We start from the raw sequence: 12,255 nt of genomic DNA, 5'->3' as shown, positions 1-12,255 counted from the left end.
GTGTCCTCGGAGGCGACGTATTCGACCATTCTTCACCGGGGGCAACGGCGCCTTCGATCGCCCGCCGGACGCGGGCCGACGAGAAGAGACGCATGAGCCAGCTGCTGCTACTGACGAACTCGAACGAACCGTCCGATCACGTCCTGCCCGCACTCGGGCTTCTCCTGCACTCGGTGCGCGTGGCGCCCGCCGAGGCCGGCGCACTCCTCGCCTCAGGGGTGAGCGGTACGCCCGGAAGCCCGGTCGACGCCATTCTGGTCGACGCCCGAACCGACCTCGCGGCCGCCCGTAACTTCTGCCGCCTGCTCGACACCACCGGCCTGGACCGCCCCCTCCTGGCCGTCCTCACCGAAGGCGGCGTCGCGGCGCTCACACCCGAATGGCCCATCGACGACTTCGTCCTGGCCGACGCGGGCCCCGCCGAGGTGGAGGCGCGTCTACGGATGGCGGTCGGCGCGGCCGAGGCCGGCGCCGACGATCCCGGCGAGATCCGCCGGGGAGACCTGGTGATCGACGAGGCCACCTACATCGCCCGACTGCGCGGACGCATCCTCGACCTGACCTTCAAGGAGTTCGAACTCCTCAAGTTCCTGGCCCAGCACCCCGGCCGGGTGTTCACCAGGGCCCAACTACTCCAGGAGGTCTGGGGATACGACTACTTCGGCGGCACCCGGACCATAGACGTCCACGTCCGGCGGCTGCGCGCCAAGCTGGGCTCGGAGCACGAGTCCCTGATCGGGACCGTCCGCAACGTGGGCTACCGGTTCGTGCCGGACCCCGTGGCCAAGGCCCCCGCCTCTCCGGCCGGGCTCACCGACGGGCCGGCCGAGGCGCGATCGGCGGAGGCCGGCACCGCGTAGCGGTACCACCGGGGTCGCGACGGGAACCCGCCGGAGAGCCAACGGTCGAGGAACAGACGGTGTGGAGTCTCGTACTCGGAGTCCTCACGCCCTAAGATCGTTGACGCACCCGGCGGGTAACGACAGGCGCGGCGGAGCTCTCCGGGTGTGGACCGAGACGCCCTGGCGCGCCACCGGAGGAGTGAGATCGCCCCGATGCCCGTCCCCGCCGCGACACCCCCCGTCCACCCCACCCCGCTCCGCCGCCGTGTGCCCGCCCTGCTCGGCGTGGTCTTCATCGGCTCCACCATGATCGCGCCCCCGGGCCTGGCCCACGCCGCCCCCACCGACGGGGTGGTGCTGGCGTTCGAGCGGACCACCGACACCGTCGAGCCCGGATCGCCCGCGCCGGGCAACCCGCTCTCGGTGACCAACGGCGGCACGCTGCCCCTGTGCCTCCAGGCCCTGGAGGTGAACGATCCCGGCTTCCGGGTGGACGACTTCTCCGCCCGTGAGGTCGCGCCCGGCGAGTCCGCGCCCGCGGGCGTCGTGGGCGGTTCCCCCGACGACGGGACCACGGTGACCGCCACCCTCTCCTACGCCTTCGCCGACGAGGCGGAGGGCTGCGCCGGAACCGAGCCGAGCGGCTCCGCGGCCTCCTCCTGGCGGATCGACGTCCCCGAGCCCGAACCCGAACCCGAGCCGACCCCCACCGAGGAGCCGACCGAGCGGCCCACGGAGGAGCCCACCGAGGAGCCGACGGAGACCCCGACCGAGGAGCCCACCGAAAGACCCACGGAGCCTCCGACCCAGCCCCCCACCGATCGGCCCACGGAGGAACCCACCGCGTCGCCGAGCCCCACCGCTCCGCCGACCGGGAGCCCCTCCCCGAGCGACTCCGCGTCCCCCACGGACCGGCCCTCCACGACGCCTTCGCCGACCAACGGCGAGGAGACGACCGCCTCGCCCTCCGACCGGCCCTCGAACACACCGCGGCCCTCCCCCGACCGCACGCCGTCCCGAGGCGGGGGCGACGTTCCGCGCGGAGGCACCGTCCCGACCAGCGGCCCCCAGGCCCCGACCCTGCCCCGTGACGAGGCCGACCTGCCCGAACTCGCTCCCGGGGTCCCGGAGGACCTGGCCGACCTGCCCCTGGTCACCCCCACCTCCGATGACGACGCCGAGACCGAGGTCGCCGCCGACCACGACGACCTGGGACCCTCCATCACCCCGGCGATCCTGCTCGCGGCGTTCCTGCTGGCCCTGCTGTTGGCCGCCCCCTTGGCGCCGACCCGTCGGGTCCGCCTGGGAACGGGGTACCAGGGCAGGCGCCGCAAGGGCTGACCGCCCCATCGCACGTTCGGCACGCGCCCGGCTCCCGCGCGAGGCCGAACAGGATCTAGGATTCCGAGCCATGAGCACCCCGCTGACGGTCACCGATGACCTCTCCTCCGACCTGGTCGAACCCGTCCTGGTCCTCGCCGAGGCGGCCCGCGCCACCGACGGAGTCGCCCCGCTGTCCGAACAGACCCTGCTCCGGGTCAGGCACGGGGCCCCCGCCGGAAGCAGCCGCTTCCACGTCCTCGCCGAGGAGGGCCGCGTCGTGGGCTTCGCCTTCGTCGAGCGTTCCGAGGACGAGCCCGACTCCGGCGAGGTCGTCGTCGACCCCGAGCGGCGCGGCCGCGGATACGGAGCGACCCTGTTGCGTTCGATCCGAGAGGACGCCGGACCGAACGGGATCCGTGTGTGGGCCCACGGGCGCACCCCCGCGGCGGTCGCCACGGCCGAGGCCGAGGGCTGGACCCCGGCCCGGGAACTCCACAAGATGCGGATGCCCCTGCGAAACCTGGGCCCCGAGGTGCCCGGAGGCCCCTGGACCGCCCCGGAACTCCCCGAACCCGAGCTGCGTCCCGAGGTCGCCGAGCGGGTGCGGATCCGCCCCTTCGTCGTCGGCCAGGACGAACACGCCTGGCTGACCGCGAACTCCCGCGCCTTCGCCGACCATCCCGAACAGGGCTCCCTGACCCTCGACGACCTGCTCCAGCGCGAGGTCGAGGACTGGTTCGACCCGCGCGGCTTCTTCGTCGCCGCCACCGAGAACGGGACGATCGCCGCCTACCACTGGACCAAGACCCACGCCGACGGCGCCGGTCTGAGCGACGACGAGACCGTCGGCGAGGTCTACGTGGTGGGCGTGGACCCCGACTGGCAGGGCACCGGTCTGGGCCGGGCCCTCACCCTCGCCGGTCTACGTCACCTGCGCGACTCCGGGCTGCCGTGGGTGCACCTGTACGTGGACGGTGACAACCGGGCCGCCGTGCGTCTGTACGAGTCGCTCGGCTTCTCGATGTGGGACACCGACGTGATGTACGCGCCTATCGCTCACGAGGGCTGAACGCACCCCCGAGAACACCCCACGGGCGTGCGCCTCGTCACATTCACCGATCGAACCCCTTGCCGCCACAAGGGTGCGACACGACGTTCATCTTCCGTTCATCTTCCCTGAGAGAACTGGTCACTTCCGGCGCTTACCTTCGCAATCGTCACGGTAAGGGCGCCTTCGGCGATCCTTCCGTAACACGGCGGTCGTCCCCGCCCCGGCGCCCAGTCGGAGCGGTGGCACCCAGGCCTCGCGTGACCGGCCCCGAACCCTTTCCGAACCGGAGCATCCATGACGACCACGGACTCGCCCAAGGCGGCACCACCGCCCGCGGGCAAGCGCCGTATCGGCGACGTCGTTTTCGCCGGGCTCGCCCGAGGCTCGGGCATCCTGATCCTGCTGATCCTCGCCGGTGTGGCGGCCTTCCTCCTGGTCCAGGCCTGGCCGTCCCTGATGGCCAACACCTCCAACTTCCTGACCGACCAGTCGTGGGACGCCAACAGCCGGGAGAACCCGTCGTTCGGTGTCGCCGCCCTGGCCTTCGGCACGGTCCTCGCCGCGACGATCGCGCTGGCCCTGGCCACCCCGGTCGCCATCGGCATCGCGCTCTTCATCGTCTACTACGCCCCGCGCAGGCTCGCCGCCACGCTCGGCTACCTCGTGGACCTGCTCGCCGCGATCCCCAGCGTGGTCTACGGCCTCTGGGGCATGATGATCCTCGCCCCGAAGCTGGTCCCCGTCTACGAGGGCATGACCCGCTACCTGGGCTGGATCCCGCTCTTCGCCGGCCCCGCCTCCACCTCGGCCCGCACACTGCTCACCGCAGGCATCGTGCTCGCCGTCATGATCCTGCCGATCATCACCGCGATGTCCCGCGACGTCTTCCAGCAGGTCCCGCAGGGACACCGCGAGGCCGCGCTCGCCATGGGCGCCACCCGCTGGGAGATGATCCGCCTCGCGGTCCTGCCCTTCGGCAAGTCCGGGATCGTCGGCGGCGCCATGCTCGGCATGGGCCGCGCGCTCGGCGAGACCATGGCCGTCGCCATGATCCTCTCCCCCTCCCTGGCCATCTCCTTCGACCTGTTGCAGAGCGGTAACCAGACCATCGCCGCGCACATCGCGCTCCAGTACCCGGAGGCCACCGGCTACGGGGTGTCGGCGTTGATCGCCGCCGGTCTGGTCCTGTTCGCGATCACCCTCGCCGTCAACATGGGCGCCCGCTACGTCGTGGCACGGGGCAACAAGGAGTCCGCATGAGCATGACGACCACGCAGCCTCCCGCCCCGGGTTCGGAGGCCGGCTCCCGGACCGAGCTCAGCACCGGCGCCCTGCCGCGCCGCTTCCCGCTCCTGCTGCTCGCCGGCTCCGCCCTGGTGGTCGCCGGCGTACTGGCCGCCTTCTCCTCCTTCGGCCCGGTCGCCTGGGCCCTACTGACCGCCGTGGCCTACACGGTGATCATCGTGACCGCCTCCGTCCGTGTGGAGGGCGGCCGCAAGGCCAAGGACCGTCTGGTCACCGCGATCGTCTACGGCTGCTTCCTGCTGGCCATGGCCCCGCTGGTGTCCCTGCTGTACACCGTGGCCGACAAGGGCCTGGACCGGTTCAGCCCCTACTTCCTGACCGTGTCGATGAACGGCGTCCTGCCGAGCATGGACGCGGGCGGCGTCTACCACGCCATCGTCGGCACCCTGGCCATCACCGGCATGGCCACCCTGATGGCGGTGCCGATCGGTGTTCTCACCGCCGTCTACCTGGTCGAGTACGCCCAGGGGCGGTTGAAGAAGGTCATCACGTTCTTCGTCGACGTCATGACCGGTATCCCGTCCATCGTCGCCGGTCTGTTCGTCGTGGCGCTGTGGATGATGCTCTTCGGCCCCGGCAAGACCAACGGCGCCGCGGGCGCCATCTCGTTGGCCGTGCTCATGATCCCCGTCGTGGTCCGCTCCAGCGAGGAGATGCTGCGCCTGGTCCCCCAGGACCTGCGCGAGGCCTCCTACGCGCTGGGCGTGCCCAAGTGGCGCACCATCGTCAAGGTCGTACTGCCCACCTCGGCGGCCGGTCTGACCACCGGAATCATGCTGGCCATCGCACGTGTTATCGGAGAGACCGCTCCACTGGTCCTCACCGCGGGATCGTCCGCGGTCTCCATCAACTGGAACCTGTTCGACGGCCAGATGATGAACCTGCCGGTGTTCATCTTCTCCCAGTTCCGTATGGGCGGGGCCGTCAACTACGAGAGGGCCTGGGCGGCGGCGTTGACGCTGGTCCTGGTGGTCATGCTGCTGTTCTTCCTGGCACGCGTGATCGGCCGCCTCTTCGCACCCAAGACCCGCTAGAGCACACGAGGAACACCCTGTGGCGAAACGAATCGACGTCTCCGGACTGCACGTCTACTACGGCGACTTCCTCGCGGTCGAGGACGTGTCCATGACCATCGAGCCGCGATCGGTGACGGCGTTCATCGGTTCCTCCGGCTGTGGCAAGTCCACCTTCCTCCGCACCCTCAACCGGATGCACGAGGTCACCCCCGGCGCCCGCGCCGAGGGCAAGGTGCTCTTGGACGACCTGGACATCTACGGCGCCGAGGTCGACCCGGTCCTGGTCCGCAGCGAGATCGGCATGGTCTTCCAGAAGGCCAACCCCTTCCCCACGATGTCCATCTACGACAACGTGATCGCCGGGGCCCGGCTCAACAACAAGCGGATGCCCAAGTCCGAGGCGGACGACCTCGTCGAGGAGTCCCTGCGCGGCGCCAACCTCTGGGAAGAGGTCAAGGACCGCCTGGACAAGCCCGGCTCGGGTCTGTCCGGCGGCCAGCAGCAGCGTCTGTGCATCGCGCGCGCCACCGCGGTCAAGCCGTCCGTGCTGCTGATGGACGAGCCCTGCTCGGCCCTGGACCCGATCTCGACGCTGGCGATCGAGGACCTCATTCACAAGCTGAAGGAGGACTACACGATCGTGATCGTCACCCACAACATGCAGCAGGCCGCGCGCGTCTCCGACCGCACCGCCTTCTTCAACCTCTCCGCCCCGGGCAAGCCCGGCAAGCTGATCGAGATGGGCGAGACCAACCAGATCTTCACCCGTCCCGAGAAGAAGGAGACCGAGAACTACATCACCGGCCGCTTCGGGTAGATCGAACGGCACGAACACGGAGAGGGCGGGACCTCGTCATGACGACGCCGCTCATCATCGACACCGATACCGCGCAGGACGACTGCGTGGCGCTGTTGGTGGGTCTTCTCGACCCCGAGGCGGACCTGCGGGCGATCACCATGGTCGCCGGGAACGTCGGGTTCGAACAGCAGGTGCGCAACGCCCTCCTGACCCTGAACGTCGCCGGGCGACTCGGGGAGGTGCCCGTGCACCTCGGATGCCGGCGCCCGCTCGTACGCGAGTGGGTGAGCGCGGAGAACGTGCACGGGGACGGCTCCGGCGGGCTGGACATGGACCGCGAGGGTCTGGCCGTCGAGTCCGAGCACGCGGTGGACGCCCTCGTCCGGATGGCCGCTGAGAACCCCGGTGAGCTTTCGATCGTGGCGATCGGTCCGCTCACCAACATCGCCATGGCGCTCGCGAAGGACCCCGCCTTCGTCGACAACGTGAAGGCGTTGTACGTCATGGGCGGTTCCAACAACGGCCGGGGCAACATCACGGCCGCCGCCGAGTTCAACTTCTACGTGGACCCCGAGGCGGCGAAGTCGGTGTTCGCCGCCGGGTTCGACGTCACCGTGGTGCCCTGGGATCCGCTGACGCTCCGGCAGGCGGTGTTCGGGCAGGAGCGGCTGGATCGGATCGCCGCTCTGGGGACGCCGCTGTCCTCGTTCTTCACCCGGGTGTGCTCGGCCACGCTGGAGTTCGACCGCAAGGTGGGGATCGACGGCACCACCCACCCCGACTCCCTGACCGCCGCGGCCCTGATCCGGCCGGAGCTGGTGCGAAGGGCCACGCCCTACCACGTGGACGTGGAGACCGCCGGTGAGCTGACCCGCGGCTACTCGGCGATGTCCTGGGGCGTCCACGGGCTGGAGGCCAACGCCCGGGTCGTGGAGGAGATCGATTCCGAGGGGTTCTTCGAGTACCTGGTGTCGCTGCTGTCGCTACGCACCGTCCCCGCCCGGGAGATCGGCGGTCTGTGACCCGATCTCCCGGGCGCGGGGCGGTTCACGAGGTCACATGGTGTTGATGACCAGGCCGATGTGCGTGTAGTAGTTCAACGCGCCGAAGAGCAGGAACGCGATGCCGGCGATCCCCCACACGATCCCGATGACGGTCCACAGGGGGCCGCCGAGCGCTCTGAGCGCGAACGGGAACAGCACCGCGCCGATGCCCACGAGCACGTAGAGGCCGGAGATGAAGGTGGCCTCCAGCCACGGGTAGGCGCCGAACACGCCGGAGATCGGTTCCTGCGGCGGTGCGGCGAACAGGGTGAAGGCCCATCCGGCGGCGGCGATGCCGAACGAGGCCAGGCCGATACCGAAGATCAGCACCGAGACGGGGCCGGCCACTCGGGCGGCGTGCTCGACGGGACGTTCACGCCCGTTGAGGTCCTCGCCGCGTTTCCACAGGTAGAAGGAGGCGACCAGCAGGAGGACACCGAACACCAGGCTCGGCTCTCCGAAGATGATGTTGTCGAAGGGGAACCCGCCGGCCGCCAGGGGCCACGTGAGCGTCATGTGCAGGCCGGTCGTCGTCAACAGCAGGCCCAGGGCCGCGAAGGCGAGCGCCCAGCCGTCAGGGACGATCCTGCGCCCCTGGAGCAGCGCGCGCCCCAGGGCCACCACCAGGATCAGGCCGGCCCCCGCCGCGAGCGCCATCACCGTGTTGTAGGTCGGCATCGTCGCCCAGTCGATCCGAAGACCGCCTTCGACACCGGTGAGAAAGTCCCCCATCGTCGCGCACCCACTTCAGAGCCGATGTGCCGTCATGCACAGAGTGTGACTCCGCCACGTTCACACATCACTCCGCGTGATGTCACGTATGTGATGGTTGTTTTTCCATGCCCGATTCGCCCGCTTGGCTCAAAGGAGAGGTTCACTCGATCCGGGTGATCGTCCCCTGAGCCGCCGCGACGGTCCGCTCCCCCTCGTCGCCGACCATCACCAGGTCACAGCGGCACAGCGCGCGCCGTCGCGTGGACTCCACCACGTGCGCGCGGGCGGAGAGCGTCCGGCCGACCGCCGGACGCAGGTACTCGATCGTGAACCCCCCGGTGAGCACGGAGGCGCCCAGGACGCTGCCGCCCGCGAAGGTGAGGGCGTTGTCCGCCGCGTAGGAGAGCACACCGCCGTGCAGGAAACCGTTCTGCTGGAGGAGTTCGTCCCGGACGTCCACCTCCAGGACGGCGCTCCCCTCCTCGAAACCGACCAGCCGCGCCCCGATCAGCGAGCTGAACGGCTGGGCCTCCAGGACCAGGCGGGCGAGGTCGAGGGTGATCTCTTCGGACATGGCACCTCCGAACACGGGGCCCTCACCGTAGCGCGGCGTGGGCCGCCCTCCAACGGGCGGCCCACCGCTTCAGGCCTGGTAGGGAACCGCGTCCACGAGGGTGACCTTGACGGTCCGGCCGCTGGGGACCGCATAGGAACGCTCCTCGCCCCGTACCGCGCCGAGCAGGGCCTGCCCCAACGGGGACTGGGGAGAGTAGACGCTCAGTTCCTCGTCGAGCGCGCCCTCGCGCACACCGAGCAGGAAGGTCTCCGTGTCCTCCTCGCCGCCATAGCGGACGGTCAGGATCATGCCGGGCTCGGCGACGCCGTCGTCCGGCGGGGCCTCACCGATCACCGCGTGCTTGAGGAGCTCCTCCAGCTTGTGGATCCGCGCCTCACGGGCGTCCTTGCCCTCGGCGAGACGGATCCCCAGACTCTCGGCCTCGGCCGTGTCGGTGTGGCCGTTGAGGGCGGCCAGCTCCACGGTGAGCCGACGGTGGGCGCCCGGCGTGAGCCAGGCCGTACTGTCGTTGGACATCGTTGACTCCTTGGAAGAGGAAGGGCGCCCCGCCGATGTTCGGCGGGGCGCCCGGTGGACGAGAACGTCGTTCACCGGAGAGGGTCGAAGGGGCGTAGCGTCGCCGGAACGCTTCCGGTCGCCACCGCCCGGGCGAGCAGCCGGCCGGTCGCCGGCCCCTGGGTGAAGCCCCACATGCCGTGGCCGCCGGCCACGTACAGTCCCGGGATCCGGGTGGCTCCGATCACCGGCAGTCCGTCCGCCGTGACCGGACGCGAGCCGACCCACGTGTCGGTGCGGGCCTCCAGGTCGACCCCTGTCAGGTAGGGGGCGGCCGAGGTCGCGATCGCCGAGATCCGGTCCGCCGCGAGTGGGGCGTCGATGTCCCGGAACTCCATCGTTCCGGCGACTCTCAGCCCCTCGGCGAGAGGCGTACACGCCACCCGCGCCTCCGGCAGGTAGAGCGGCCCGGGTACCGGACCGTCGGTCGGGGCGGTGAAGCTGTATCCGCGTCCCGCCCTGAGTGGAACGGTGACGCCCCAGGGGCGTCCCTGACGTCCCAGCCAGGCACCGGTGGCCACGACGACCGCGTCCGCGGACTCGGTCTCGCCGTGCGCCGAACGGAGTCGGAAGCCGTCCCCGCGGGCCTCCACCCCGGTCACCCGGAAGCCTTCGACGACGCTGCCGCCGCGTTCCCGTACCGAGTCCGCGAGCGCGTGCGTGAACAGGCCCGGATTGACGTAGCGCTGCCCGTCGATCCGTACCCCGGCCCGAACGGTCCCGGAGACGAACGGACTCTGCGAGCGCGCCGCCTCTCCGTCCAGGGCCGCGTAGGAGAGAGGCAGTCCGGCGGCCCGCACCTGGTCCAGTTCCATCAGGAGGTGCGCCGCGCGCTTCTCGCTGGTGAACAGGGCCGTGACCGGGGCGTCCTCGGTCTTGGGGCCGTCCTTCAGACCCACACCGGCCTCGGTCAGCTCGGTGAAGGCGTCCAGGCTGACGGAGCTGAGCGGCACGTTGCCGACCAGCGCCCTCTCCCAGGTGGACCGCCTGCTGTTGATGGCGAAGGCGGCCAGGAAGCCCAGCAGACCGGTGTCGGTGGTGGGCGGAATGGACAACGGCGCCTGGGGGTCGAGGAGGGCCCTCACCCCGTGGCCGAACACCGACGGGTCGTTCAGTGGAATCGTCAACCCTGGAGCGATCCAGCCCGCGTTACCCCAGGACGATCCCGCCGCGACCGTGTCGCGTTCGACCACCGTGACCCCGACCCCGTACCGCTGGAGGTACCAGGCGGTCGACAGGCCCACGATCCCGGCGCCGACGACGATGACGGTACGCGGTACCCCCGCGCCCTTCACGGACATGGCTCGTTCTCCCTAGTGCATGCTGATGAGCGGACCCGGTGCCGCGCCCGCTCCGAGTCTCCCCCGTCGACACGGGAAGATCCTTGTCAGGACAGCACAATTTCGCCCTAGTGTGAAGTGGGTTTCGAACAATGGGAGGGGTGGCGGGATGGTTCTGCTGGACCGGTTGGTCACCATCCTCGGCACATACGGGACCCGTCTGGTGGGACCACGACCGTCGCCGGAAACGGTACTGCGCGGCGTGGCCCTGCACGACCCCGGGGTCCCCGGCCGGGAGAAGGGCGACGTCCTGTTGGCCATGGGGGTGAGCGACCCGGCGCACGCCGTCGCGCTCGCCGAGCGTGCCCGCGCCATGGCCGTCGTGGTGCGGCCACCGCATGTTCCGGAGGCCGCCGAGAGCGGCGAGCCCTACGTCGAGGCCGCCGAGGCGGCCCGTGAGCACGGCATCGCCCTTCTGGTGGTCGACACGTCGGTCTCGTGGGGTCAGGTCGCCGGAGTGGTCTACGGACTGGTGCTGGAGGGCGGCGAGACGGAGGCCGGGCGCGGACCGGCCGACCTGCCCGCGCTGGCCGACACCATCGCCTCCCAGGTCGGCGGGGCGGTGACCATCGAGGACCCCCGTTACCGGCTCCTCGCCTACTCCGACCGACAAACCGACGCCGACCGGGCCCGGCTGGACACCATCCTCGGCCGTCGCGTCTCCGACGAGATGCAGCGCCATCTGGAACGCCAGGGGGTCACCGCGCACCTGGAGTCCTCGAACGAGCCCCTGTTCCTGCCGCCGGAGCCGTCCCTGGGCCTGGGCGGCCGCACCGCCGTGGCCGTCCGGGTGGGTCGCGAGTTCCTGGGCTCCCTGTGGACGTCCTGCGAGCGTCCACTGGACCCCGAGCGTTCGACGCTGCTGACCGAGGGCGCCCGGACCGTCGCGCTGCACATGCTGCGCACCCGAGTGAGCGCGGACCTGGAACGCCAGGTGGAGTCGGACCTGGTGAACCGGCTGCTGGCCGGGGCCATGGATCCGACCGAGGCGGCCGGACGGCTCGGGCTGGCGGCGACGCCCCACCGTGTGGTCGCCCTCCAGGCGCACACGTCCGACGAGCGCCATTCCGCCACCCTGCTGACCTTCGAGCGGGCCACCACCGGCTTCGGCTGGTCGAGGCCGGGCCGCAGCACGGTGTTCGGCAGCACCGTCTACACGGTGCTGCCCTGCGGAGCCGACCCGGCCCCGGCGCGCGCGTGGGTGGCCGAGACCACACGAGGGCTGCCCCCGCACGTGGTGGTGAACGCCGGGATCGGAGGCCCGGCGGACCTGGCGCGGCTGCCCGCGAGCCGTCGCGAGGCCGACGAGAGCCTCGCCCTGCACGCCGACCGCCCCGACGGGACCGACCGGCCCGCCGTGGCCTACGACGAGTCCTGGGACGAGGTCCTGGTGCACCGGCTCCGGATGGCCTCCGCCTCGGGCCGTCGGCCGGCCGACGGCCCGGTCGCCGACCTGACCCGTTACGACGCCGAGCACGGCACCCGCTACGCCGAGACGCTGCGCGCCTGGCTCGGCGCCCAGGGCGACCCGAACCGGGCCGCCCACGAGCTGGGCGTCCACCCGAACACGATCCGACACCGCATGCGCAGGATGGCCGACGTGACGGCACTGCGCCTGGACGACCCCCGCGCCCGGCTGGCCCTGGCCATCACCCTGGAGGCCTACGCCGAGAACCCCTGACCCGGAGAC

The 12,255-nt window shown here is 70.9% G+C and carries 12 protein-coding genes; 8 read left to right on the top strand and 4 right to left on the bottom strand.

What is annotated here, in order from left to right:
- Positions 1 to 92 precede the first annotated feature (92 nt).
- The 7 genes from TR33_RS18590 (at position 93) to TR33_RS18560 (ending at position 7,358) form a co-directional block, all read left to right on the top strand.
- Entirely contained in the window at positions 93 to 860 is a 768-nt protein-coding gene (locus TR33_RS18590; protein WP_014912544.1) for a winged helix-turn-helix transcriptional regulator, read from the top strand.
- 195 nt (positions 861 to 1,055) lie between these two features.
- Positions 1,056 to 2,183 carry a hypothetical protein gene (locus TR33_RS26425; protein WP_042284450.1) on the top strand — a complete coding sequence of 376 codons (1,128 nt, stop codon included), beginning with the start codon at positions 1,056 to 1,058 and terminating at the stop codon, positions 2,181 to 2,183.
- 70 nt (positions 2,184 to 2,253) lie between these two features.
- Positions 2,254 to 3,234, top strand: coding sequence for a mycothiol synthase (mshD, locus tag TR33_RS18580; RefSeq protein ID WP_042284448.1), 981 nt, complete (start codon positions 2,254 to 2,256; stop codon positions 3,232 to 3,234).
- A gap of 276 nt (positions 3,235 to 3,510) precedes the next feature.
- A complete protein-coding gene (gene pstC, locus TR33_RS18575) occupies positions 3,511 to 4,476 on the top strand; it encodes a phosphate ABC transporter permease subunit PstC (protein WP_014908526.1) in 966 nt (321 codons plus the stop codon).
- Positions 4,473 to 5,555: a phosphate ABC transporter permease PstA gene (gene pstA, locus TR33_RS18570; RefSeq protein ID WP_017533109.1), complete on the top strand. Its 1,083-nt coding sequence runs from the start codon at positions 4,473 to 4,475 to the stop codon at positions 5,553 to 5,555. The genes pstC and pstA overlap by 4 nt, the downstream gene beginning before the upstream one ends.
- A 19-nt stretch (positions 5,556 to 5,574) precedes the next feature.
- Entirely contained in the window at positions 5,575 to 6,354 is a 780-nt protein-coding gene (gene pstB, locus TR33_RS18565) for a phosphate ABC transporter ATP-binding protein PstB (RefSeq protein WP_014913178.1), read from the top strand.
- A gap of 38 nt (positions 6,355 to 6,392) precedes the next feature.
- On the top strand, positions 6,393 to 7,358 hold the full coding sequence (locus tag TR33_RS18560) for a nucleoside hydrolase (RefSeq protein WP_014912221.1): 966 nt from the start codon (positions 6,393 to 6,395) through the stop codon (positions 7,356 to 7,358).
- Between the two features lie 33 nt (positions 7,359 to 7,391).
- Here the strand turns inward: TR33_RS18560 and TR33_RS18555 are convergent, their stop codons facing one another.
- From TR33_RS18555 to TR33_RS18540, 4 genes are all read right to left on the bottom strand, one after another.
- Entirely contained in the window at positions 7,392 to 8,111 is a 720-nt protein-coding gene (locus tag TR33_RS18555; RefSeq protein ID WP_042284445.1) for a DUF981 family protein, read from the bottom strand.
- Positions 8,112 to 8,253: 142 nt separating this feature from the next.
- Positions 8,254 to 8,667, bottom strand: a complete 414-nt coding sequence (locus TR33_RS18550; RefSeq protein WP_014910480.1) for a PaaI family thioesterase — start codon at positions 8,665 to 8,667, stop codon at positions 8,254 to 8,256.
- 69 nt (positions 8,668 to 8,736) lie between these two features.
- Positions 8,737 to 9,186 carry a GreA/GreB family elongation factor gene (locus tag TR33_RS18545; RefSeq protein ID WP_014908583.1) on the bottom strand — a complete coding sequence of 150 codons (450 nt, stop codon included), beginning with the start codon at positions 9,184 to 9,186 and terminating at the stop codon, positions 8,737 to 8,739.
- Positions 9,187 to 9,257: 71 nt separating this feature from the next.
- On the bottom strand, positions 9,258 to 10,526 hold the full coding sequence (locus TR33_RS18540) for an NAD(P)/FAD-dependent oxidoreductase (protein WP_014909101.1): 1,269 nt from the start codon (positions 10,524 to 10,526) through the stop codon (positions 9,258 to 9,260).
- Positions 10,527 to 10,674: 148 nt separating this feature from the next.
- Here TR33_RS18540 and TR33_RS18535 point away from each other — a divergent pair, with 148 nt between their 5' ends.
- On the top strand, positions 10,675 to 12,246 hold the full coding sequence (locus TR33_RS18535; protein WP_042284442.1) for a PucR family transcriptional regulator: 1,572 nt from the start codon (positions 10,675 to 10,677) through the stop codon (positions 12,244 to 12,246).
- The last annotated feature ends 9 nt before the right edge of the window (positions 12,247 to 12,255 follow it).

The organism is Nocardiopsis alba (assembly GCF_000710955.1).
Taxonomy (GTDB): domain Bacteria; phylum Actinomycetota; class Actinomycetes; order Streptosporangiales; family Streptosporangiaceae; genus Nocardiopsis; species Nocardiopsis alba.
This window is presented reverse-complemented; position numbering and strand designations above follow the sequence as displayed.

Excerpts from the sequence above, each read along its gene's own strand:
- TR33_RS18590 (WP_014912544.1), top strand. The coding sequence starts at position 93 with ATGAGCCAGCTGCTGCTACTGACGAACTCGAACGAACCGTCCGATCAC.
- TR33_RS26425 (WP_042284450.1), top strand. The coding sequence starts at position 1,056 with ATGCCCGTCCCCGCCGCGACACCCCCCGTCCACCCCACCCCGCTCCGC.
- mshD (WP_042284448.1), top strand. The coding sequence starts at position 2,254 with ATGAGCACCCCGCTGACGGTCACCGATGACCTCTCCTCCGACCTGGTC.
- pstC (WP_014908526.1), top strand. The coding sequence starts at position 3,511 with ATGACGACCACGGACTCGCCCAAGGCGGCACCACCGCCCGCGGGCAAG.
- pstA (WP_017533109.1), top strand. The coding sequence starts at position 4,473 with ATGAGCATGACGACCACGCAGCCTCCCGCCCCGGGTTCGGAGGCCGGC.
- TR33_RS18560 (WP_014912221.1), top strand. The coding sequence starts at position 6,393 with ATGACGACGCCGCTCATCATCGACACCGATACCGCGCAGGACGACTGC.
- TR33_RS18555 (WP_042284445.1), bottom strand. The coding sequence starts at position 8,111 with ATGGGGGACTTTCTCACCGGTGTCGAAGGCGGTCTTCGGATCGACTGG.
- TR33_RS18550 (WP_014910480.1), bottom strand. The coding sequence starts at position 8,667 with ATGTCCGAAGAGATCACCCTCGACCTCGCCCGCCTGGTCCTGGAGGCC.
- TR33_RS18545 (WP_014908583.1), bottom strand. The coding sequence starts at position 9,186 with ATGTCCAACGACAGTACGGCCTGGCTCACGCCGGGCGCCCACCGTCGG.
- TR33_RS18540 (WP_014909101.1), bottom strand. The coding sequence starts at position 10,526 with ATGTCCGTGAAGGGCGCGGGGGTACCGCGTACCGTCATCGTCGTCGGC.
- TR33_RS18535 (WP_042284442.1), top strand. The coding sequence starts at position 10,675 with ATGGTTCTGCTGGACCGGTTGGTCACCATCCTCGGCACATACGGGACC.